A 22,397-nucleotide genomic window follows, 5' to 3' on the forward strand; every position below is an offset into this window, starting at 1 on the left:
CCTCTCACGGCGCCGCTCCTTACGTCGCGGCACTCCGGGGCATGATGGATTTCCTCGCACGCTCGGTATCATGCCCCGCCACTTCTTACGGCGTGGCATTCGGACGCATAATGAATTCCCTCGCGCGCTCGGCATTATGCGCCCTCATCACCATACAAATCCGGTTGGGGTCACACTAGGAAAAAGCCTGGTTTCTTCGGAAGCCAGGCTTTTTTGTTTATATCTGTATTCGTTAGAACTCTCTGGCTTTGCGGTACCGTTCCGATGGGAGAGGGCGGTAAAGTTTTTCAAAAAAGTTGGTTCCTCAATTTGACCTCCCCTCAAACCGTCGGTATAGTCTTATCCGTAAGCGTGATTGGCGCAGTGGTAGCGCGCTTCGTTCACACCGAAGAGGTCACTGGTTCGAACCCAGTATCACGCACCAAAGAACCCCCGTTTCAAGGAACGGGGGTTTTATTGTGTCCACCCCGGCACACCCTCCACAAAGGCTCCGAAACCCCGCCGACCGCTCGGTCGCCCCGCCGAGGGAACGCCAACCCCGACACGGCCCCACCACGAACGAGGTACCCCCGTGACATCACCCGAACTCGCAACCTCCACCGACTACGGACGAATGTACTCCCGCAAGCGCGGGGGAGAACTGCTCGTGCCCTCCATTACCACCGTCATCGGCCAGCACGCCACCGACCTGAGCGGCTGGCACGGATACATGGCCGCCAAGGCCGCACTCGAAGACCAGCGCGCCTACCGCGCCTCCGGATCCCACGGCCTCAAGTTCGCCATTATCCGCGACGCCGCCAACGCCTCCGAACGATACCGCGACGCAGCCGCCGCCCGAGGCGACCGCGTGCACAACTACGCCGAAAACGTCGCCCTGCGCGCCATGGGACGCGACCACGACGTCGCCGGATGCCGCGAGCTGCTCATCGCTAACGGCGAGCAAGCCTACGCCGACCGCTTCGACGAGTGGTGGGAAGCCTTCAACCCCCGCCCCCTCGCCGCCGAAATCACCATCTGGAACGACACCGTCGGCTACGCTGGCACCCTCGACCTCGTTGCAGAAATTGCGGGCCGCACCTGCATCATCGACTACAAAACCAAGGGCACCGACAAGCGCGGCCGCGTCAAAGCGCTCGACGAGAAGGTCGTCATGCAGCTCGTCGCCGGCCTCAAAGCCGAAGAATCCCTCGTAGACCCCGACGCCGGCACCTGGGAACCCTGGAAGTACGGGGACGCGCCCGTGCTCATGGGCGTGGCCCTCGGTGAGACGCAGGTTCTGCCGCAGCAGGCGAACCCCGCCATCCTCGAACGCAACTGGTACAAGTTCTGCGCCCTGCGCCGCGTCTGGGAATTCGACCGTCAGGTGCAGGAATTCGAGGATCCCGCGCTCATGCCCGTGGTGCCGCCGCCCACCGAGCGACGCTCCGCCGCGTAGCATCGCGAGGCAGGGCCGACCGGAACGAACCCCCGGCCGCTCCGCTCAGCTCCCGCGGCGACGACCGGCCCAGGGGTCCGGCTCGGAGACTCCTCCCGGGGACTCAACCCGGAGACTCCTCCCGGAGACCCCGGCCCGACACCCTCTAGATTTACCCACCCCGATTCGGGGACAATGGGGGAGAGCCGCACCCCGCGGCACCCCACCGAATATCCGTTAGCACATTAGACCGGCCCGGCGCCGGCAGAGGAGAACTATGACCATCCTGAGCATCCGCACCGTGGGCGACCCGGTGCTGCGCAGCGTCTGCGAACCCATCACCGTCTTCGACGACGACCTGGCGCGACTCATCGACGACATGCTGGAAACCATGTACGACGTGGGCGGCGTGGGGCTCGCTGGACCGCAGATCGGCATCTCCAAGCAGATTTTCACCTTCGGCGGCATCGACGACCGTGAGGGCTACATCATCAACCCCGTGCTCGAGGTCGGCGAAGAAGACCAGGAAGGCGGCGAAGGCTGCCTGTCCGTGCCCGGCCAGAAGTCCGCGACCCCGCGCAAAAACTGGGCGCGCGTGACCGGCGTGGACCGCCACGGCGAACCCCTCGTGCTGGAGGGTGAAGGCCTGTTCGCGCGCATGCTGCAGCACGAGACCGACCACCTGCACGGCAAGCTCTTCATCGACCGCCTGGTCGGCGAAGACCGTCGACGCGTGATGCGTGCCCTGCGTGCCGCAGACTACAACTCGGTCGCCGCGAAGACCGTGACCGAGCGTGCAACCCGCGTGGGTGGCGCCTTCGGCGGCGGCGGTGCGTTCGGTGCCGGTTCCTCCTTCGGTAGCTTCGGAAAGTAGGCTCACATGCTCAACATCATTTACGCAGGCACCCCCGACGTTGCCGTGCCCCCGCTCGACTACCTCGCGAACTCCAATAAGGTGCGCGTGGTCGGCGTGCTCACCCGCGAGGACGCCCCCGTGGGCCGCAAGCGCGTGCTCACCCCCTCCCCGGTCGCCCAGCGCGCCGAAGAGCTCGGCCTGCCCATCGTGAAGGCAAACCGCTGGAACGACGAAGCCGCCGCAGCCATCGCAGAGCTGAACGCCGACGCAGCCGCCGTGGTTGCCTACGGTGCCCTGCTGCCCCTGTCCGCGCTGGAATCCCTGCGCTACGGCTGGGTCAACCTGCACTTCTCTAAGCTGCCCGCCTGGCGCGGCGCCGCCCCCGTGCAGCGCGCCCTCATGGCCGGCGAGCAGGAGATCTTCTCCACCACCTTCCTGCTCGAGGAGGGCCTGGACACCGGCCCCACCTTCGAACAGGAATCCACCCCCGTGGCCGCCGACGACACCGCAGGCACCGTGCTGATGCGCCTCGCAACCAGCGGCGGCGCACTGCTTGAACGCACCTTCGAACGCCTCGAAGCGGGCGAGAACGGCACCGCGCAGGTCGAGGACGAGTCGGTCAGCTACGCCTCCAAGATGAGCATTGCCGACGGCCGCCTCACCTGGACTGAGCCCGCCGAACAGATCCTGGCACGCTTCCGCGGCGTCACCCCCGAACCCGGAGCCTGGTGCGAACTGGGTGAAAACCGCTTCAAAATCGGTGGCCTGGCGGTAGCCGACGAGCGCCTGGTGGCCTCCCTGACCGAGGCAAACGGCGGCCACCTCGCACCCGGTGCGGTGCGCCTGCACGCGAAGAAGGTACTGGTCGGCACCGGGACCGAACCCCTGCAGCTGCTGCAGGTTCAGCCCGCCGGTAAGAAAATGATGGATGCGCCCGCCTGGGCTCGCGGCGCTGGCAAGGACATGGCGGAAGGCCTGGTGGTACTCGCATGAGCAACGAAAAGCGCCCCTACAAGGGAGGACACGGCAAGCCCGGTCACTCCGGTAAGCCCGGCAACGGCAAGTTCAGCCCGGACAAGTTCGGCCGCGGCGGCTTCAACCAGGCTGGCGACCAGGGCAACGGCCAGGGCGGCGCGAAGCGTAAGCGCCGCCGCCGCTCCGGCTCGGGTAATGGCTCGGGTGCAGGTGAGCAGAACCGCCAGCAGAAGTGGGATAACAACTCCCGCGGCGACAAGAAGCGCTTCGAGCCGCGCGGCGAAAATCGTCATGAGAACCGCGCAGAATCCCGCACCGGCCGCCGCTTCGACGGCCTGACCAGCGTCGAACGCGCCGAACGCCGTGCCAAGACCGCGCACGAGGACACCAAACGCGGTGGCGGCGGTACCTCCCAGCGCAACAAGAGCGGCCACGAACGCAACCGCCGCTCCATGTCCGCCCGCGAATTCTCCGCGGCGGCACCCTCCGCACGCTCGCGCACCGCAGACACCGCACGCGCCACCGTCTTCGAGGTGCTGCGCTCCGTGGCGGAATCCGACGCCTACGCGAACCTCGTGCTGCCCAAGGCGATTCGTAGCCACCGCCTCGACCACCGCGACGCGGGCTTCGCAACCGAGCTGACCTACGGCACGCTGCGCCACCAGGGCACCTACGACGCAATCCTGCGCCACTGCGTGGACCGCCCCCTCGAGAAGGTCGGCACGACCACGCTCATCGTGTTGCGCATGGGCGTGCACCAGCTGCTGAACATGCGCGTTCCCGCCCACGCTGCGCTGAACCAGAGCGTGTCCCTGGCACGCGAAAAGATTGGGTCGGGCCCGGCAAGCTTCATCAACGCGGTGCTCCGCCGCGTCTCCGAGCGAACCCCCGAAGAGTGGTACGAGCTCATCATCGAGGAGGCCAAGGACGATACCGAGCGCATGGCTCTGCTCGCCTCGCACCCCGCCTGGATTGTGCGTTCCATGCGTCAGGCACTGGTCGCGCACGGCCGCCCCGCCACCGAAATCGAGCAACTACTTGAGGCCGATAACCTCGCCCCCGTGGTGAACCTCGTGGCGTTGCCCGGCCTGGGTAGCCTCGACGAGGCGCGAGAACAGGGTGCCGTCGACGGTGAGCTGGTCGAGGACTCGGCGCTGTACGCCTCCGGCGACTTGGCACGCCTGGAATCTGTACGTGAAGGCACCGTCCGCGCCCAGGATGCCGGCTCCCAGCTGGTGGCACGCGCGCTCGCCGCCGCACCCCTGGACGGCACCGACACCGCCTGGCTCGACCTGTGCGCAGGCCCCGGCGGCAAGGCGGCGCTCCTCGGCGCGCTCGGTATTCAGCGCGGCGCATCCCTGGTCGCCAACGAGGCGGCACCGCACCGCGCGCAGCTCGTGGAATCCTCCATGCGCCCCCTACCCGAGGACAGCTACACGGTACTCACCGGCGACGGCCGCCAGATCCGCGAGACCCTGCGCAAGAACGCCTCCGAGCTACCCGGCTCCGTCGAGCCCGGCCAGCTCTTCGACCGCGTCATGGTGGATGTGCCCTGCTCCGGCCTGGGCGCCCTGCGCCGCCGCCCCGAGGCGCGCTGGCGCAAGTCCCCGCGCGATATTGCCGAGCTGCTGCCCCTACAGCGTCAGCTCCTGGATGCGGCCATCAGCGTGACCCGCCCCGGCGGCGTGATCGCCTACGTGACCTGCTCCCCGCACGCGGCGGAGACTCAGAACATCGTGGCCGAGGCGCTCGAAAGCGGTGCGGTGAGCCTGCTCGATTCGGCGGCCATCCTGCGCGAGGTGGCCCTGCACACCGAGGGCGCGAACGGCGAGCCCGTGAGCGTGCTGGCGGGGGAGAAGGACCCCGGCCACACCCCCGAAATCAAGGTCAAGAAGGGTGCCCCGGTCGTGAACGCCTCGGCGACCACCGCTCAGCTGTGGCCGCACGTGCACGGGACCGACGCCATGTTCCTGGCCCTGCTGCGCAAGAACTAGGCTCCGGAAGCCTCGGGCGTAAACCTGGGCGTTTCAATCCCGCAGATCCGGAATTGCAGACCCGAACCCGCGCAAAATTAGACCGTCACTCGCCCCGCCCGGCCCATGCTCCATTCCCCGGAGCGCGGGCCGAGCGCGGGGGAGTGCAACGTAAGGACAACACAATGGGCATTGCCATTAACCCGTCGATTCTCTCGGCGGATTTCGCGAACCTGCAGCGCGAGCTCGAACGCATCTCTACCGCCGACGCCGCGCATATTGACGTGATGGACAACCACTTCGTGCCGAACCTCACCTGGGGCCCGCCGGTGGTCAAGCGTCTGCGCGAGGTATCGCCGGTGCCGTTCGACGTGCACCTGATGATTGAGGACGCCGACCGCTGGGCGCCCCAGTACGCCAGCATGGGCTGCGAGTCGGTGACCTTCCACGCGGAGGCCGCGATTGCCCCCATCAAGCTGGCGCGCACCCTGCGTGCCGAGGGCGCGAAGGCCGGCATGGCGCTGCGCCCCGCGACCGCCGTGGAACCCTACCTGGACATGCTCAGCGAGCTGGACATGCTGCTGATCATGACCGTGGAACCCGGCTTCGGCGGCCAGGCTTTCCTGGACGTGACCCTGCCGAAGATTGCCCGCGCCGCCAAGGCGATTGAGGGCGCGAACCTGCCGGTGACCGTGCAGGTGGACGGCGGCATCACCGAGGAGACCATTCTGCGTGCGGCCGAGGCGGGTGCGACCTGCTTCGTTGCCGGTAGCTCGGTGTACGGCGTGGACGAGGCGCTGGGCGGTCCGGAGGCGGCCATCGCCTCCCTGCGCGCGGCGGCCGCCTCGGTCAAGCGTTCCGGCGCCGGTTGCGGTTGCGGCCACTAGCGGCCCTCGCCGACGGCGGCACCCCGGAGCCCGGGCGCTCGCCCGTGCCTAGAAAGCCTTGCTGAAGCTTCGTGTGCCCCGTCGTGGGGAGACGCCCCGTCGCGAACCCCGCGGCGGGGCGTTTGCGCGTTGTAAAGGGGCGGGGAGAGGTACGTCTACGCGCTCGCTCGATTATTTTGACACTCTGTCAGCAAAATTATGACAAATATATGAAAAGTAAAAACCTTGAAAATCCGCGATAGGGCGGCTCGTTACGCCGGGAATGTATGCGAGACTCTGAATATCTTGAAGTGGCACTCAGATATCTGTAAGGTTAGGTATAGTTTAGTGATATCTAGGGAGAACTATGTCTTTCAACCGTTCCGAGCTGACCGACCCCGAGAACCAGGGCGCATCGGGCGTTAACCGCCGCGCCTTCTTCGGCCTGGCCCTCGCATCCTCCGCTGCCCTCGCCCTCGCGGCCTGCAGCAGCGAGACCACCACGACCACCACCTCCGGTGGCTCCGCATCGGGCGACTCGAACTCCGGTGGCACCCGCACCATCCAGGACGTCGATGACGAAAAGGTTGAGGTTCCCGCCAACCCCAAGAAGGTCATCGTGCTCTCCGAGCCGACCCTCGACGGCCTGCTGGCCCTGGGTGTGACTCCCGCCGGTTCCGTCTCCGGCCGCGGCCAGTCCGGCGTACCCAACTACCTCGCCGACCGCGCCAAGGACGTTCAGATTATCGGCACCGTTGCCCAGGTGAACTACGAACAGATCGGCAACCTCGACCCCGACCTAATCCTGGTCGACTCCACCGGCGTGGATAAGCGCTCTGAGGCCTTTGAAACCCTCAAGAAGATCGCCCCCGTGGTCTACTGCGGCTACGCCGGCGGCGACTGGCGCATCAACTTCCGCAACGTTGCGAACGCGATGAACATGGTCGACAAGGGTGAAGAGGTCATCAAGGCCTACGAGGCAAGCGCAGCGGCACTGAAGGAGCAGCTGGCCCCCAAGTACGGCGACAAGACCTTCTCCATCGTGCGCTGGGCGGGCAACGGCCCCGCCCTGATCCTCAAGGAACTGCCCGCCGGCCAGGTACTCAACGACCTGGGCCTCAAGCGCCCCGAGGCGCAGGACCGCAACGGCCAGGGCCACTCCGAACCGGTCTCTCTGGAGAACCTGGCAACCATCGACGCGGACTACATGTTCCTCGGCACCCTCGGCGGCGCAAGCCAGAAGAACCCGAACGCCCAGGGCACCGCAGGTCTGCAGGGCGCCGAAGAAGCACTGAATAAGGCGAAGGAAACCTCCGGCTTCACCAACCTGAAGGCAGTCAAGGACGACCACGTGATTCTCGTGGACGGCTCCAAGTGGACCTCCACCGGCGGCCCCCTGCTGCTCAACGGCATTATCGAGGACGTCAAGAAGGCCCTGCCCCTCTAAGCCCTCACCCCTCTCTGGCTTCCCGTAGCGGCCCGGTCGCTGCGGGAAGCTTGCACGACTCACCACCTCGCAAGGAACAACCACCATGACCGATCACCGCCCCGCCCGTGCCGCCGCACGGTACGGCGCTGTCGTTGCGCTTGCCGGCGCGCTCGTGGCTCCCGGTGCGGCCCTGACGGCACCGACCGCATTCGCGGATTCCAAACTGCCGATTGGAATCGCCTCGGATCCGGCGGCCAGCCCCTCGGCCACCCCCAGCGCCGAGCCCAGCAAGACCGCGGACCCCACCCAGTCTGCTAGCCCGAACCCCACCTCCGCGTCACCGAAGTCCACCGACTCCAAGCCCGCGAACCCCGCGAAGGCGAATGTCACCATCTCCACCGAAAAGTGGCGCGAAGGCAAGCTTGTGGTGCGCGGCGAGGGGTTTGTCAGTAACGCCCCCGGCCGCGGCGCAGTGTTCGCCGTGAAGTTTCTCGACGCCCTGCCGGATGAGGCTCACCAGGCGATTAACCCGATTACCAAGAAGGGCGGCAACTCGCCCGCGAACTTCATGGCGACTGCCAAAGAGGACGGCACCTTCGAGGTTGAGGTGTCCCTGCCGACCCCCGAAAACACCGGTCTGACCGCTGAGCAGCTGAAGAACAAGGGCTGGACCGTGGAGGGTACCAGTCACCGTATTCAGGTGCTTTCCGGTTCCCTGGGTGGTACGGATGCGAACGGTAACACCTACGACCGTCGTGCATCTGTGTCGCAGAATATTACGCTGAGCGACCCGGCTCCGACCGCAGAGCCGACCCCCGCGCCCAGCGAAGACTCGAAAACCTGCGCACCCGCCGATGACTCCTTTACCCCGCGCCTGACCATCGAGAACCCCAAGGCGGTTCAGGGCGGCAAGCTGCACCTGACCGGTGACGGCTGGTGCAACCCCGAAGACAAGAAGGCATCCGTTATCGGTCTGAAGATTGACGACGGCAAGGTATCTCGCAACGACGCCACCGCAGTCAACGACAACCGCACCATCTGGGCTGTCATCACCCCCGACGAAAACGGCCATGTTGACGCCTGGATTGACCTGCCCACCCGCGACAACGCAGCCTTCAAGAATGACGAAGACGCCGCAAAGTACGCCTCCGGTGAGCACACCCTGCGCCTGCTAACCGGTAGCCTGCGCGACGGTGACCGCTCCGGCACCTACGGCGGCGCCAACAGCCAGGGCGGCATCAACACCACCTTCACCATCGGCGAGTACGCCCCCGGTGACGTACCCCAGCCGGTCAACGCCTCCGAACTGACCAACGGCAACGGCGTGCAGGTGAGCCGTGACGGTTCCACCGTGACCGTGACCGTGCCGAACGCTGAACCGGGCACCTGGGTGTACGCCGCAACCTACCTCGGCAACTCCCCACAGACCCTCTACGGCTCCGGCTGGAAGCGTCTGGATGACAACCGCAGCTTCAGCTACGAAACCCGTGTGAGTATGCCCGCCGCCACCTACCGCGTGGTCGTGCACAACGGTAACCAGGGCGCCGAGAACGCCGTGCTCGGCTTTGCCGACATGACCGTCGAGCGTGCCGCGGCACCCCGCGAGGACGCATCCGATGACGACCTGGGATCCTACGAGGCAGAGCCGACGCTCGCCACGGTGGTCACCCCCGCCGAGACCGTCGTGAACCGCGTGCAGGCCAAAGCGAAGGAAAAAGCTCCCCAAAGCACCGCCGCGAAGCCCGAGGCTAAGGCGACCGCCAAGGCTACCAGCTCGCCTTCCGCCTCGCCGCGTTCGACCACCAGCGCCTCAGCCAGCCCCACGGCCCTGACCGCTCAGGGCCCGACCGTTGAGGGCACCGAGCTGACCGGCGCGACCAAGTGGTTCGTCAACAACGCGAATAATCTGCTGCTCTCCGCGGCCGGCCTGGTGATTCTGGCCCTGGCGCTGACCAGCCGACGCACGAACAAGTAACCCCCCCCCCAAGAGCCCGGGACCGCTCCCGATAGGGCTCACCCGACCTCCGCCGCCTTTTTCGAGAGTGAACGCGGCGGAGCCGGGCCAGAACCAACGGGGCGCCCGGCAACGGGACCGCCGGCCGCCCCGGAAAAATGTGAAAGGACCACCATGCGTGCACCTTTTTCGGCTGCCTCCTCGAAGGCACCCTTCACCCGCAAAGCCCTGACCGCCTGCGCCGCGGCCTCCCTGGCCCTGGGTCTGGGAATGGGTAGCGCCTCCGCCCTGCCCCCGGGCGGCGCGAAGGCTTCCACCCCCGGTACCTCCTCGACCGTCTCCTCCTCCGTGACCGAGCACGGCGTGATTTCCTTTACCCTGAGCGGTTTCCCCGCGAACACCCAGGTGTCGGTGAAGGTTGACGACGGCAACCTGTGCCCCTCCGATGCGGCTCAGGGCGCCTGCGTGGTGCACCAGCAGATGAGCGATGGCAACGGTAACGTCTCCGGCTCCTTCGTTCTGCCGGATGTTGGCGCTGGCACCCACACCCTGCGTTTCCTTGCGACCGGTGAGAAGCATGACAAGGACGGCAAGTACCTGGGTACCGAGGCGTACAGCAACCGTAGCCCCGAGTTCACCGTGACCTCCGAGGGCGGTTCCAATTCGTCGAACTCCTCGAAGTCTTCCTCGCGCCGCACTGGCTCCGAGGACTCCTCGAGCTCGCAGGGCGATGAGTCGAACGGCGAGGTCGAGACCGTGTACACCGATGCCGAGGGCAACGTCATCTCCAAGGAGGAGTACGACCGCCTGAACGCGGAGGCCGGTTCGTCCGAATCTGCTTCCGCATCGGCTGAGCCGAAGGAAACCGTGAAGGCTACCGCGAGCGCTTCGGCCTCCTCGAGCGCCCCCGCACGCGGCAGCGCCTCGGTGCCTTCGGCCTCGGCATCCGCATCGGCTTCGAGCGTGAATAACGCCGAGAAGACCGTTCAGACCGTGACCTACGGCGCCGCATTCCCGTGGGTCGGCGTGATCGTTCTGGGTCTGAGCCTGGTCGCCGCCGCAGCCGTATTGGTGATTCGTAAGCGCTAATATCTCTGAACGTCGGAGGCGGGTGGGGGAGTGCCCCTCCCGCCCTCGGCGTTTTCTCGCGTCGGCACGCACCGTGCCTGCGCCCCCTGTTTTTGTCCTCATCGAGCATGTCTATAGGAGCAATGTGACCGTCAAGAGTGCATCGCCCAGGCCCGCTCCGCACGAGATGACGACGTCCCCGGCCCGCGTGAAGGATTCCGTGGTGCAGGGCCGAAAGCTGGGCCGCCGCCTGGCCTGGCTGGCCCTGCTGGCGCTCCTGCTGGTGGTCGCGGTGGTTGCCTCGTTGCTATTCGGGTCGAATAATCTGCCGCCGGATCAGGTGGTGGGGGTGTTGACCGGGAATGCCTCGGAGGAGGCCCGGACCATCGTCATGGAGCAACGCGTTCCGCGTACCCTGGTGGGAATTATCGTGGGCGCGGCCCTGGCGATTGCGGGTTCGCTTATGCAATCCCTGACCCGCAACCCGCTGGCCGAGCCCGGCCTGATGGGCGTGAACGCCGGCGCCTCGGTGGCCGTCATCGGCTCCGTGGTGGCGTTTGGCGTGATGGGCATTTGGCAGTACATGATTGCCGCGACGATTGGTGGCGCGCTGGCCGCGATGCTGGTGTACACCCTGGGCCGCGGCCGTGACGGGTCGATCGTGAAGCTGGCGTTGGCGGGTGTGGCGATTTCTGCCGCGCTGTCGGCGCTCGCGCAGGGTCTGCTGCTGGCCAATCAGGATGCGTACAACGAGTTCCGCCTGTGGGTTTCCGGTTCTCTGGAGGGTCGCGGCATGGATATCGTCTCGACCGTTGGCCCCGTGATTGCGGTGGGCGTGCTGATCGCCTTTGTGGTGGCCCCGGCCATTAACGCCCTGGGCATGGGCGAGGAGGCGGCCACGAGCCTGGGTGTGAGCGTGCGGACCACGCAGAACCTGACCCTGCTGTCGGTGACGGTGCTGGCCGGTGCCGCGACGGCCGCGGTGGGCCCCATCAGCTTTGTGGGTTTGGCGGTGCCGTTCGTGGTGCGCGCCCTGCTCGGTAACGATGTGCGCTGGGTGAACTACGGCTCGGCCCTGCTGGGGCCGGTGTGGCTGCTGGGCGCGGATATCCTGGCGCGCGTACTGGTAGCCCCGCAGGAGACGCAGGCGGGCATCGTGGCGACCCTGGCTGGTGCTCCGGTCTTCCTGTTCCTGATGACTCGTCGTAAGGTGGAGGCGCTCTGATGTCGAATAGTTCTGTTTCGGCGCGCTCCGCGTCGACTTTTTCCTCGGCTACTGTTTCCGCGGCTGCCGGGGCGGGGTATCCTCGCCGCGGTCGCGACCTGGGCGGTCGTCCCGTTCTGACCGTGCGCGGGCCGCTCAGCGCGCAGATTCCGTGGCGCGTGGTCATCCTGAACGTAATCCTGGTGGCGGCTATCGCTTCGCTGGCCTTCTGGGGCATGCTGCAGGGTGACTACAAGCTCGCCTCCGAGAAGGTCATCCCGGCGCTTCTGGGCGAAGGCAAGCCGATCGCGGTGACCTTTGCCCAGCAGCGTGCGGCGCGCATCGTGGCGGCCCTTCTGGTGGGTGCCGCGCTGGGCCTTTCCGGTTCGATCTTCCAGGTGATCTCGGGTAACGCCCTGGGCTCGCCGGATATTATCGGTTTCACGAACGGCGCCGCGACCGGTGCCCTGCTGCAGATTATTGTGTTCAACTCCGGGCCCGTGGAGGTGGCGCTGGGCGCGGTGATTGGCGGCCTGGCGACCTCGATTCTGGTGTGGCTGATGACGCGCAATACGGGTCTGCACGGTTTCCGCCTGGTGCTGGTGGGTATCGGCGTGGGTTCGACCCTGGCGGCCTTCAATGCGCTGCTGGTCGTGCGCGCCTCCCTGACGCAGGCGCAGACGGCGGCCTCGTGGCTGGCCGGCTCGCTGAACGATATGACCTGGGAGCGCACGTACTCGCTGCTGGGCCTGTTGCTGGTCGTGACTCCGTTGCTGCTGATGCTGGTTCGCCCGCTGGGCGCCATTCGTTTTGGTGATCAGGTGGCCTCCGGCCTGGGCGTGAGCGTGAACTCCTACCGCGTTGCAGCCCTCTTCATCGGTGTGCTTTTGGTCTCATTGGCGACCGCGACGACCGGACCCATCGCCTTCGTGGCCCTGGCCGCGCCGCACATCGCGAAGAGCCTGGGACGCATCGGCGGGGTGGGTTTCACCTCCTCGGCGCTCATGGGTGCGCTCATGGTGCTCGGTTCCGACCTCATCGGTCGATTCGCTATTCCGGGCCGCATCATTCAGGTGGGTGTGGTGACCGGCGCTATTGGCGGTCTCTACCTGATTTATCTGATTTATCGTGAAAGGACGAGGAGCTAGTGAGCACGAAGACTAGCGTGACCAGCCGCCTTGAGGGCGAGCAGATGGTGGTGGCCTACGGCGAGCACACGGTGCTCAACGGGGTGGACTTTCAGGTTCCCGAGGGTGAGCTGACCGTTATCCTGGGCCCGAATGCCTGCGGTAAATCGACGACCCTGAAGGCTCTGGCCCGCGTGAATCCGCTGAAGGAAGGCGAGGTGCGCCTGGACGGCACGCCGCTGCCGCAGATGAAGTCCCGGGCCATCGCCAAGATTCTGGCGATGCTTCCGCAGACCCCGGAGGCGCCCAGCGGCGTGACCGTGGCGGACGTGGTAGCGCGCGGACGCTACCCGCACCAATCGCTGCTGCGTTCCTGGTCTGAGGAGGACGAGCGGGCCTGCGTGGAGGCGATGAAGGCCGCGAACGTCCTGGAGCTTGCGGAGCGTCCGATTGAGGCGCTCTCGGGCGGTCAGCGTCAGCGCGTGTGGATCGCCATGACCCTCGCGCAGCAGACCCCGCTGATTCTGCTCGATGAGCCGACGACCTACCTGGACATCACGCACCAGATTGAAGTGCTGAACCTGACCAAGAAATTGCACGCCGAGGGTCGAACTGTTGCCGTGGTGTTGCATGACCTGAACCTCGCTTTCAGGTATGCTACTCATGTTGTGTTAATGAAGCAGGGACGGATTATCGCTCAGGGTGATCCTCGTGCAATAATTACACCGGAACTAATTCAGGAAGTTTTTGATCTTCAATCGATCATTATTCCTGATCCGTGTACTGGAACTCCTTTGGTGATTCCGAAGGAACACCAGGACATCCATATCGCCGCCGACGCTATTTCGGCGGCCCGCGAAAGCGAATAGTTTTCGCCCCTAAGCCGCGTGGGAGTTGGCGCCACCCGTATCTATACGGGAGGAAAAGCCGGGCATTGCGCTCTGCAGCTAGCGAGAGGATCTGAGGGACCCAGGATCCCCCGCGCGTAGGGCGCCTACCCGGTGCTCGCCCGTCTTTGACGCATGAACGGACCCGAGCACTGGGTAGGTTCCATCTCTCATGGGAATCCCCTGAGTAAGGCACCGAGACTGCCGCATGAGGCGTACATTGTTGCGTTTGATGCACGGTCTCGGTGCCTTATTTGTTTCTGTGCCCTATGCGATTGCCCTCGCGGCTCTTTCGGGGCGTTTTTCTCTTTCAGATGACGTCATATTTTTGTTCGCTATTTCGCTCAGGTTTGGGTTAGGGATACCATAGAGTGAGGTAGGGGAGGCTAACCAATATTGACGTTCCTCCTCACCGCTAAAGGAGTACTACATCACGCTACGTTGCTCACGCGCAGTATCACCGATGAGGAGGCATGGACAGGGACCGCACGACCCCGAATCCGAAAGCATCATGGAGAGCGCAACCACCACGCAGACTGACACCGCCCCGGCGGACACCACGCTGACCGCTACCCCGCAGGCCGCCGAGAAGGCCGCTGAGAAGGCCACCGCACAGCAGGTTCGTCCGACCCCTCCCAAGACCCTGCGCCCCGTACCTGCGCCGCGCGTGGATAGCCCCCTCATTACCGCCCTCATTGCCGAGGCGGTCAGCTGTGAGGAGCTGAACGCCCGCATCGTTGAGGTTGTCTCCGAGGGCACCCCGATTATTGAGCCGGTGCACCGCGAAGACGGCACCGTCAACGAGAATGAGCGCATTGTTACCTTCCTGTACCACAATGAGCAGGCGGAGCAGGTGCTCATGTTCATCAACCGCCTGACTGACGAGAAGAACCTCGACCGTTCCCTCATGAGCCGCATCGAAGGCACCGGCTGGTGGCAGCTGAGCATGCAGATGGAAACCACATGGCGTGCCTCCTACAACTTCCTGCCCGCGCTGCCCGGCGAGCGCCCCGCCTGGCTGGGCGATGACGACCAGGTGCGCCTGCGCGCCGCCCTGGATTCCGGTGAGGGCGACCCGCTGAACCCCGAGACCGTGTGCAACCGCGTCGGTCGATGCATGGGCGTGGTGCAGCTTGAGCACGCGCCGGTGCAGGAGTTCATCCTGACTCAGGAAGAGATTGATGCGCTGCCCGCCCCCGAGTGGATGCAGACCTCTGACGGCCACCAGTACGTACTCGGCCGCGTGGGCGACCCCGCCCCGGACGCGCCGCTGTTCATCCAATTTGATGGTGAGATGTGGTTCAGCCAGGGCATGGAGCGCACCCTCAACCGCGCCCACGAGGCGGGCCGTATTCCGGCGATGCACGTGTTCTTCCTGCACTCTGGCGGTCGTGAGAACCGCTGGAAGGAACTGAACGGCGACAACCCGATTGCCGACTACCTGGTGGATGTTGCGTTCCCGCACCTGGAGGCGGTGCACGGTATTAAGACCGACCCGCAGAACATTGTGATTAATGGTCAGTCGCTGGGTGGCCTGTCCTCCCTGCTAGCGGTGCTGAGCCGTCCGGAGGCGTTTGGCGGCGCGATTGCGCAGTCCTCGTCGCTGTGGCAGCCGCAGGTCATGGACCGCCTGGACGAGCTGGAGGCGGCGGGTGAGATTGACCGTCTGCGCCACCTGTACCTTGAGATTGAGGTGGGGGAGCAGGAGTGGATTCTGGTACCGCCTCACCGTGAGTTGAAGGCGCGCCTGGAAAAGCTGGGCCTGGAAAATGCGCGTTGCACGACCTTCAACGGTGGTCACGATTATGCGTGCTGGCGCGGTGCCATTGTGCCGGCCCTGGAACGTATCATTGATGCTCATCAGCGGAATATTGAACGCAGCGAGCAGGACCGCGAGGAAGACCTGCGACAAGCCGCGTAGGGCTGCACCCTCGTAAAGACAGCCCCGTCCCGCATCGTGCTCATCGTAGAGAACACCCTAAAGACCGAAACACAGAAATCGAGAGAAGATGACCGTAGAACGTAGCCCCCTGGCCCCCACGCCGCTCATCCCCGAGTCTTTTGCCGCGAAGTACCGCGAGGCCGGCTACTGGATTGACCAGACTATCCCCGAGTTCCTGCTCGATGCTTGCCGCGCTAAGCCGCACTTCCCGGCGCTGGTGGCGCTTTCGCATGCGCAGCTCGATGAGAACGGTAAGCCCCAGCAGATTCGCCTCTCCTACGGTGAGCTGGAGGCGGCGGGCCGTGCCGCTGCGGCGCGCCTCGTGAAGGCGGGCGTGCAGCCGGGTGACCGCGTGCTGCTGCAGCTGGGCAACACCGCCGAGTACCTGGTGTACCTGCTGGGTATTTTCTGGGCGGCTGCGCTGCCGGTATTCTGCCTGCCGCAGCACCGCACCACCGAGCTGGTTCACTTTGCGACCCGCACCGATGCGGCGGCGCACGTGTTCTCTTCGCTGACCCCCGGCGCGGATTTCATTGCACTGCACGAGGACGTTGCCGCCGAGCTGCGCAAGAACTCCCTGGAGCCGCCGGTTGCCGTTGACGTTGCCGAGCCGCTGACCCCGCTGACCGAGGAAGAGCTCGCCGAAGAGTTCGTGCCCGGCGTCATCCAGAACACCGAGAAGACCCTCGCGAGCGAGCAGGTGGCGTTCCTGCAGCTCTCCGGCGGTACGACCGGCATTTCGAAGCTGATTCCCCGCACCCACGCCGCCTACCTGTACTCGGTGCGCGGCTCGGTGGATATCTGCAAGCTGAACAACAACACGACCATGCTCGTGGTGCTGCCCGCCGCGCACAACTTCACGATGAGCTCGCCCGGTATTCTGGGTGTCATGTGCGCCTCCGGCAAGCTCGTGTTTGCGGCGGATCCGTCCCCGCAGACTGCGTTCCACCTCATTGAGATGGAGGGTGTGACCACCTCCGCGCTGGTGCCACCGCTGGCTCAGGCGTGGGTCGCCTCCGCGGAGAAGCGCGGCGTGTCCCTGCCGTCCCTGCAGACCCTGCAGGTGGGCGGCTCGAAGCTGGCACCGGCGGTTGCGGGCAAGATTGAGTCGGTGCTCGGCTGCACCGTTCAGCAGGTGTTCGGCATGGCTGAGGGCCTGGTGAACTACACCCGCTCGACCGACATGATTGAGCTACGCCTGCGAACCCAGGGCTACCCGATTAGCCCCGATGACGAAATCCTGATTGTTGACGATCAGGACCAGCCGGTCAAGCGCGGCGAGAGCGGCCACCTGCTCACCCGCGGCCCGTACACGATTCGCGGCTACTACCTGGAGGAGAACGCGAACCGCTACGGCTTCACCGAGGACGGCTTCTACCGCACCGGCGACATTGTGCGCTTGGTTGCCGGCAAGTACCTTGAGGTGACCGGCCGCGCGAAGGACCAGATTAACCGCAACGGCGAGAAGATTGCCGTGGACGAAATTGAAGAGTTGGCGCTGACCCACCCCGACGTTTTTGACGCCGTGGTTCTGGGTATCCCGGATGAGACTGTGGGCGAGCGCGTGGGCCTGGTCATTGTGCCGAAGGAAGGCGCCGACCTAGGCGAAAACCCGCGCCGCACGATGCACGAGTTCTTCACCTCGAAGAAGCTCGCCGACTTCAAGATTCCCGAGCGCGTGCAGGTTCTGCAGGAGCTGCCCACCACGAACGTGGGTAAGATTTCTCGCCGCGAGCTGCGCGCCAAACTGGCCGAAATTTTCGGCTAGGCACTTTTCGGCTAAGCCGGCTACGCCCCGTTTCTTTGAGGGATTTTGACCGATCCCGACCGACCCCAAAGAGGAGAAAAATGTCCGCAACCGAGACCCTGCGCCCCATCCTGGCGAAGTACATTGTTGAGCCCGATTCCCTGCAGGCAGCGTTCGACGACCCGACCACCGAGCTGTTCTCGCTGGGCCTGGATTCGATGGGTTCCTTCGCCCTGCTCGATGACCTGGCCGCCGAGGGTGCCGTCATCGAGTTCACCGAGCTGGTGGAGAACCCGACCGTGGAGTTCATCGCCTCCCGCCTGGGCTAAGCCTTACCGCACCCCGGGTGCCTGCCTGCCGGTATTGCAGGCGGGGGCCCGGGGTGTTCTTTCGGTGTTCTACTTTCACCGTTTCGGCTGATTTCAGCTGAGAATGGCGGGGGAGTAGCCCCCCCCACCTTCACACACACCTCATCCCTAATCCAGACCCCTGTTTCAGACCTTGAGAGGCCACCATGGGCGTAGCTGATACTACCGCTTCCACCTCGTACACCGCGCAGGCCGTACCGAACGGGCAGGCCGAAACCTCCTGGCTGCCGCTGACCGCCAACGCGCGCGGCATCTACTTTGCCGCCGCGATTGACCCGACGAACCCCTGCTACAACACCGCGGAGGTTCTGCAATGCCCCGCAGACACTGACCTCGCTCTGCTGCGTGAGGCTTTTGAACAGCTCTACCGCGAGAACGAGGGCTTCCGCGTGCGCACCCGTATTGCCGACGGTGCCGCCTCCCAGCAGATTCTGCCGCTTGAGGTGTTCCTTGCGGGTATTGACCTGCTCGTGGATGGAGGCGAACTGGAGGAGGGCGAACTGGAGGAGGGCGAGCTGAACGGCACCGCAGAGGCGGGGGAGAAGAACGCCTCTGAGCTGCCCGAATCCGCCCTGCCTGACTCTGATTTGCCCGCGCCGGTGCGTGCCTGGGCGCAGCGCCTGCTCGCCCAGCCCCTCGCCACCGATGAGGGCGTGACCGTGCGCAGCGCAGTGGCGCGTTACGGCGGGTTCCTCTGGGTGTACCATTCCTTCTCCCACGTGGTTGCCGACGGATTCGCCGCGTTCAACGGCCTCTCCCGCGTGGCGGCGATATACCGCGCCCTGTCCGCCGGTCAGCCGGTTCCGGCAACCCGCCGCATGAGCCTGCAGCAGCTACTCGACGCCGACGATGCCGCCTCCACCGCCCGTGACGAAGACGTCGCCTTCTGGGAGGCGAGCGGCGCCCTGGAACAGGAAGATACCTCCCTGGCGGGTCGTACCGCCTCCCCGTCGGCGCAGTCTGTGCGCGTGACGTTCAGCATTGACGTCCCCACCCAGCAGGCCCTGCTGGATGCGGCAAAGCAGCACGCCGTCTCCTGGCCGGTGCTGGCGACCGCCGCCGTCGGCTCGTACCTGGCGCGTGTGGGCGGCTACCCGCAGGCTTCGTTCGGCGTGCCTCAGATGAACCGCATGTTCGCCCGCACCCTGCCGGAGGCGACCCGCGCCCTGGGTACGGCGAGCGCGCAGACCGGCTGTACCGCGGTGAACGTTCTGCCGGTGCAGGTTGCGGCGACCGGCCCCATCGCGGAGTCCCTGCACTCGGTGAAGGAGCAGTACGCCCGCAACGCGGAGCATCCGCTGGCTCGTCAGGAAGACCTCGAGCGTACCGCGCGTAATGCCCAGTCCAGGCTGTTTGGTGCGCAGATTAACGTGGTGCCCTTTGACGCGGTGCTGCCGCTGGCGGCGCCCTCCAAGGACGAGTCCGGAGCCGCGGTACCGACCGCGCGTATTCACAATATCTCTGCCGGTCCCGTTGCTGACGCGACCTTCACCCTGCGCGGCATGCCCGGCCGTGGCAACAGCATCTCCTGCGAGATTGATATGAACCCGGCGCTCTACACCGCCGAGGAGCTGGAACGCCACGCCGCCCGCCTGAGCGAGTGGCTGCCCGCCTACGCGGCGGAGGCGCAGCGCGAGGGCGCCTCCCTGAACAACCTGGGCCTGGCGACCGAGGCGGAGCTTGCGACCCTGCGCGAGCTGACCGCCCCGGCGCTTACCGAGCATCCGCTGGAGTACAAGACCCTGCTGGGTCGCTTCCGTGACGCGGTGGCGGCGCATCCGCAGGCGCTCGCCGTGCTGGATTCTGCCCCCGCGCCCGGTGAGGTGCTCACCCCCGAGTCGGAGCGCGCCTACGTCTTCGACCGCGCCCTCACCTACGCCGAACTGGACGAGCGCGCCCGTGCGCTTGCCGCGCAGCTGCTGGACTGGGGCGTTCGCCCTTCCGACGCGGTGGGTCTGCGTGTGCACCGCGGCGCCGAGCAGTACGTGGCGCTGTACGCCCTGCTGTACGCGGGCGCCACCTACGTGCCGGTGCTTCCTGATCTGCCCGCCGAGCGTGTGGGCGTGATGATGGAGGACGCCGAATGTTCCCTGCTGCTGCACGGCCCCGGTCTGCACCCGCTGAGCGCGGAGGAGCTGAACCCGCAGGAACCGCAGCGTCACACGAACCTGCCGCAGCATACTCTGCCCCTACTGAGCGCCGAGGAACCCAACGGGGAACACTCCTCAGCACCCGCCGCAGAAGAGCTTCCGGGCACGAAAACTGGCCTGGACGAGGACGCTTACGTGCTCTTCACCTCTGGCTCTACGGGCAGGCCCAAGGGCGTTGCCATCAGCCACCGCTCGATTGACAACCGCCTGCGCTGGCAGCAGCACCAGATTCCGGTGGGGGAGGGTGACCGCGTTCTGCACAAGACCCCCATCTCCTTTGATGTGCATGTGTGGGAGCTGTACTGGCCGCTCGCCGAGGGTGCCGCCGTGGTCATTGCCGCCCCGGAGGGCCACCGCGACCCCGCCTACCTGGCGCGCGTGATTGCCGAGCAGTCCGTCACGGCGGTGCACTTTGTGCCGACCATGCTGTCGGCCCTGACCTCTTCACCGGCGGCGCGCCGCATCCTGGCTGATGCCGGCTTCGGTCAGGATCGAGAGCAGCCCCTGCGCTACGTGGTCTGCTCGGGTGAGGCGCTGCAGAAGGACCAGGTGCAGGCTGCGGGCGAGGTTCTGGGAGTGTACCCGCTGAACCTGTACGGCCCGACCGAGGCGGCGGTGGACGTCACCTTCTGGGAGACCTCCGCCGACCCGCAGCGCGAGAGCGTGCCCATTGGCGAGCCGGTCTGGAACACCGGCACCCTGATTCTTGACCCAACCGGTCACCCCGTGCCGGTGGGCGTGACGGGCGAACTGCACCTGTCGGGCGTGCAGCTGGCGCGCGGCTACAAGAACAACCCGCAGGCGACCGCCGCGGCTTTCGTGGAGCAGGCTCCTGCTGGTGCGCTCGCGCTGCTGAACGGTGAGAGTCAGCGCCTGTACCGTACGGGCGATTTGGCGTGCTGGGAGATTCTTCCCGATGGTCGCGCCGTCATTGGCTACCGCGGCCGCACGGACTATCAGATCAAGGTGCGCGGTCAGCGCCTGGAGCTGGGCGATATTGAGATGGCTCTTGCCGCGGTTGAGGGTGTGAGCGCTTCGGTGGCTCTGCTGTACCGCGGCCTGCGTGAGCCTGCCCTGGCGGCGGTGCTGGAGGTCGGCGACGTGCCCGCTGAGCGTGCCGAGCAGCTGGTGGAGGCGGCGCGCGAGCATTGTGCGCAGGTTCTGCCGGACTACATGGTTCCGACCCTGTGGCACACCCTGCCTGCTCTGCCGGTGAGCCCCTCCGGTAAGGCGGATCGCAAGCTGTTGGCGTCCCTGGACCTGACCCCGCAGACTTCTGATGCTGAGGGCCCGCACGGTCTGCTGGAGCAGCAGCTGTGCTCGATTATTGCGGGTGTGCTGGGTCGTGAGCGTTTCGGCGTGGACGAGGATTTCTTCGCCTCGGGCGGTCATTCGCTGGCGGCTCTTGAGGTGATTGCCGCGGTTGAGGAGCAGCTGGGTCTGAGCGTGAGCATTGGTGCGCTGTTTGCGCATCCGACCGTGCAGGCTTTGGCGGCGTCTATTGCGGGCGAGCGTGGCGAGGGTGCGGAGTTCGCGCCGGTTCTGCCGCTGCGTGAGCACATTTTGACTCAGCGCGAACACGTTGTGACTCAGCGTGAGCAGCCCGTTGTCCCCGATACTACCGAGGCTCCCGCGCCGCTGTTTATTCTGCCGCCTGCGGGTGGTTTGGGCTGGTGCTATGCGGGGTACCTTTCGCATCTTCCGGCTCAGCAGGGTGTGTATGCTGTGCAGGCTGAGGCGTTCTCTGACCCGCAGGCTGGGTTTGCGTCGAGCCTGCAGGAGCTGGCTGAGGGCTACCTGGCACAGATTGAGAAGACCCTGGCGGAGCGTTCGTTGCCGCGTCGTTTTGCGTTGATGGGCTGGTCTGTGGGCGGTACTGCCGCGGTGCAGGTGGCGGCCCTGGCGCAGTCTGCGGGTGCGCAGGTTGAGCGCGTGGTTCTGTTGGATGCGTATCCTTCGGAGCAGTGGCAGGGCGTGCCTGCGCCGGATGAGCAGGAGAGCTTCCGTGCGCTGCTGCGTATGGGCGGTTTGCCGGAGCCTGCCGCCGATGAGCAGCTTGATTTGCCGGGTACGTTGGAGCGTTTGCAGCGGGCGGGTTCGGCGATGGGTTACCTACCGGAGGAGAAGTTGGGCGTGTGCTTGGGTAGTATGCGTGCTTCGGCGGCGCTCATGCGTGGTGCTGAGCAGGCGTTCTTTGAAGGGGACGTGTTGCTGGTGGGTGTGCCGCATGAGGATCAGCCGTACCTGGATGCGGCGGGCTGGACGGCGCATGCGTCGTCGTTCCGTGCGGTGTTGCTGGAGGGTAGGCACCCTGATCTGGTGAATCCGGCGCGTCTGGCGGAGGTGACCGGCCACTTCGCCGATTAGCCCTCTCTATTTGTCGAGTAATTAATAAATTAAAGGTCCCCGATTGATGAATCATCAATCGGGGACATTC

At 65.6% G+C, this 22,397-nt stretch carries 15 protein-coding genes and 1 tRNA gene; all 16 read left to right on the forward strand.

The window, feature by feature from the left end:
* Positions 1–349: 349 nt before the first annotated feature.
* The 16 genes from HMPREF2630_RS06110 to HMPREF2630_RS06185 all read left to right on the forward strand — a co-directional run bounded on the left by HMPREF2630_RS06110 (position 350) and on the right by HMPREF2630_RS06185 (position 22,327).
* Positions 350–424: transfer RNA gene (locus HMPREF2630_RS06110), tRNA-Val, on the forward strand.
* Between the two features lie 147 nt (positions 425–571).
* On the forward strand, positions 572–1,435 hold the full coding sequence (locus HMPREF2630_RS06115; RefSeq protein ID WP_049333199.1) for a hypothetical protein: 864 nt from the start codon (positions 572–574) through the stop codon (positions 1,433–1,435).
* Positions 1,436–1,691: 256 nt separating this feature from the next.
* Positions 1,692–2,288: a peptide deformylase gene (gene def / locus HMPREF2630_RS06120; RefSeq protein WP_070483903.1), complete on the forward strand. Its 597-nt coding sequence runs from the start codon at positions 1,692–1,694 to the stop codon at positions 2,286–2,288.
* A gap of 6 nt (positions 2,289–2,294) precedes the next feature.
* On the forward strand, positions 2,295–3,263 hold the full coding sequence (fmt, locus tag HMPREF2630_RS06125; RefSeq protein ID WP_070483905.1) for a methionyl-tRNA formyltransferase: 969 nt from the start codon (positions 2,295–2,297) through the stop codon (positions 3,261–3,263).
* Positions 3,260–5,239, forward strand: coding sequence for an RsmB/NOP family class I SAM-dependent RNA methyltransferase (locus HMPREF2630_RS06130; RefSeq protein ID WP_070483907.1), 1,980 nt, complete (start codon positions 3,260–3,262; stop codon positions 5,237–5,239). Before fmt ends, HMPREF2630_RS06130 begins: the two co-directional genes overlap by 4 nt.
* A 164-nt stretch (positions 5,240–5,403) precedes the next feature.
* Positions 5,404–6,105, forward strand: coding sequence for a ribulose-phosphate 3-epimerase (rpe, locus tag HMPREF2630_RS06135; protein WP_005505561.1), 702 nt, complete (start codon positions 5,404–5,406; stop codon positions 6,103–6,105).
* 346 nt (positions 6,106–6,451) lie between these two features.
* Entirely contained in the window at positions 6,452–7,531 is a 1,080-nt protein-coding gene (locus HMPREF2630_RS06140; protein WP_049333189.1) for an ABC transporter substrate-binding protein, read from the forward strand.
* An 85-nt stretch (positions 7,532–7,616) separates the two neighbouring features.
* On the forward strand, positions 7,617–9,488 hold the full coding sequence (locus HMPREF2630_RS06145) for a peptidase (RefSeq protein WP_070483909.1): 1,872 nt from the start codon (positions 7,617–7,619) through the stop codon (positions 9,486–9,488).
* 153 nt (positions 9,489–9,641) lie between these two features.
* Positions 9,642–10,556: a plasmid partitioning protein gene (locus HMPREF2630_RS06150; protein ID WP_070483911.1), complete on the forward strand. Its 915-nt coding sequence runs from the start codon at positions 9,642–9,644 to the stop codon at positions 10,554–10,556.
* Positions 10,557–10,680: 124 nt separating this feature from the next.
* Entirely contained in the window at positions 10,681–11,760 is a 1,080-nt protein-coding gene (locus HMPREF2630_RS06155) for a FecCD family ABC transporter permease (RefSeq protein ID WP_239662793.1), read from the forward strand.
* Complete coding sequence (locus tag HMPREF2630_RS06160) at positions 11,760–12,887, forward strand: FecCD family ABC transporter permease (protein WP_049333186.1); 1,128 nt, start codon at positions 11,760–11,762, stop codon at positions 12,885–12,887. Before HMPREF2630_RS06155 ends, HMPREF2630_RS06160 begins: the two co-directional genes overlap by 1 nt.
* Positions 12,888–12,931: 44 nt before the next feature.
* Positions 12,932–13,735, forward strand: coding sequence for an ABC transporter ATP-binding protein (locus HMPREF2630_RS06165; protein ID WP_049333362.1), 804 nt, complete (start codon positions 12,932–12,934; stop codon positions 13,733–13,735).
* Positions 13,736–14,264: 529 nt separating this feature from the next.
* The gene (locus HMPREF2630_RS06170; protein ID WP_070483913.1) at positions 14,265–15,674 is read left to right on the forward strand and encodes an enterochelin esterase domain-containing protein; all 1,410 of its coding nucleotides are present in this window, start codon (positions 14,265–14,267) and stop codon (positions 15,672–15,674) included.
* Positions 15,675–15,762: 88 nt separating this feature from the next.
* Positions 15,763–17,463, forward strand: a complete 1,701-nt coding sequence (locus HMPREF2630_RS06175; RefSeq protein ID WP_070483916.1) for a (2,3-dihydroxybenzoyl)adenylate synthase — start codon at positions 15,763–15,765, stop codon at positions 17,461–17,463.
* Positions 17,464–17,543: 80 nt separating this feature from the next.
* Positions 17,544–17,771, forward strand: coding sequence for a phosphopantetheine-binding protein (locus tag HMPREF2630_RS06180; protein ID WP_070483918.1), 228 nt, complete (start codon positions 17,544–17,546; stop codon positions 17,769–17,771).
* A 185-nt stretch (positions 17,772–17,956) separates the two neighbouring features.
* Positions 17,957–22,327 carry a non-ribosomal peptide synthetase gene (locus HMPREF2630_RS06185; RefSeq protein ID WP_210389019.1) on the forward strand — a complete coding sequence of 1,457 codons (4,371 nt, stop codon included), beginning with the start codon at positions 17,957–17,959 and terminating at the stop codon, positions 22,325–22,327.
* Positions 22,328–22,397: the final 70 nt, after the last annotated feature.

The organism is Rothia sp. HMSC072B03 (assembly GCF_001809565.1).
Lineage (GTDB): Bacteria > Actinomycetota > Actinomycetes > Actinomycetales > Micrococcaceae > Rothia > Rothia mucilaginosa_A.

What these genes read in the sequence shown, in the direction of transcription:
- HMPREF2630_RS06180 (WP_070483918.1), top strand. Translation starts at nt 17,544, where the DNA reads ATGTCCGCAACCGAGACCCTGCGCCCCATCCTGGCGAAGTACATTGTT.
- HMPREF2630_RS06145 (WP_070483909.1), top strand. Translation starts at nt 7,617, where the DNA reads ATGACCGATCACCGCCCCGCCCGTGCCGCCGCACGGTACGGCGCTGTC.
- HMPREF2630_RS06130 (WP_070483907.1), top strand. Translation starts at nt 3,260, where the DNA reads ATGAGCAACGAAAAGCGCCCCTACAAGGGAGGACACGGCAAGCCCGGT.
- HMPREF2630_RS06175 (WP_070483916.1), top strand. Translation starts at nt 15,763, where the DNA reads ATGACCGTAGAACGTAGCCCCCTGGCCCCCACGCCGCTCATCCCCGAG.
- fmt (WP_070483905.1), top strand. Translation starts at nt 2,295, where the DNA reads ATGCTCAACATCATTTACGCAGGCACCCCCGACGTTGCCGTGCCCCCG.
- rpe (WP_005505561.1), top strand. Translation starts at nt 5,404, where the DNA reads ATGGGCATTGCCATTAACCCGTCGATTCTCTCGGCGGATTTCGCGAAC.
- HMPREF2630_RS06140 (WP_049333189.1), top strand. Translation starts at nt 6,452, where the DNA reads ATGTCTTTCAACCGTTCCGAGCTGACCGACCCCGAGAACCAGGGCGCA.
- HMPREF2630_RS06165 (WP_049333362.1), top strand. Translation starts at nt 12,932, where the DNA reads ATGGTGGTGGCCTACGGCGAGCACACGGTGCTCAACGGGGTGGACTTT.
- HMPREF2630_RS06160 (WP_049333186.1), top strand. Translation starts at nt 11,760, where the DNA reads ATGTCGAATAGTTCTGTTTCGGCGCGCTCCGCGTCGACTTTTTCCTCG.
- def (WP_070483903.1), top strand. Translation starts at nt 1,692, where the DNA reads ATGACCATCCTGAGCATCCGCACCGTGGGCGACCCGGTGCTGCGCAGC.
- HMPREF2630_RS06150 (WP_070483911.1), top strand. Translation starts at nt 9,642, where the DNA reads ATGCGTGCACCTTTTTCGGCTGCCTCCTCGAAGGCACCCTTCACCCGC.
- HMPREF2630_RS06185 (WP_210389019.1), top strand. Translation starts at nt 17,957, where the DNA reads ATGGGCGTAGCTGATACTACCGCTTCCACCTCGTACACCGCGCAGGCC.
- HMPREF2630_RS06170 (WP_070483913.1), top strand. Translation starts at nt 14,265, where the DNA reads ATGGAGAGCGCAACCACCACGCAGACTGACACCGCCCCGGCGGACACC.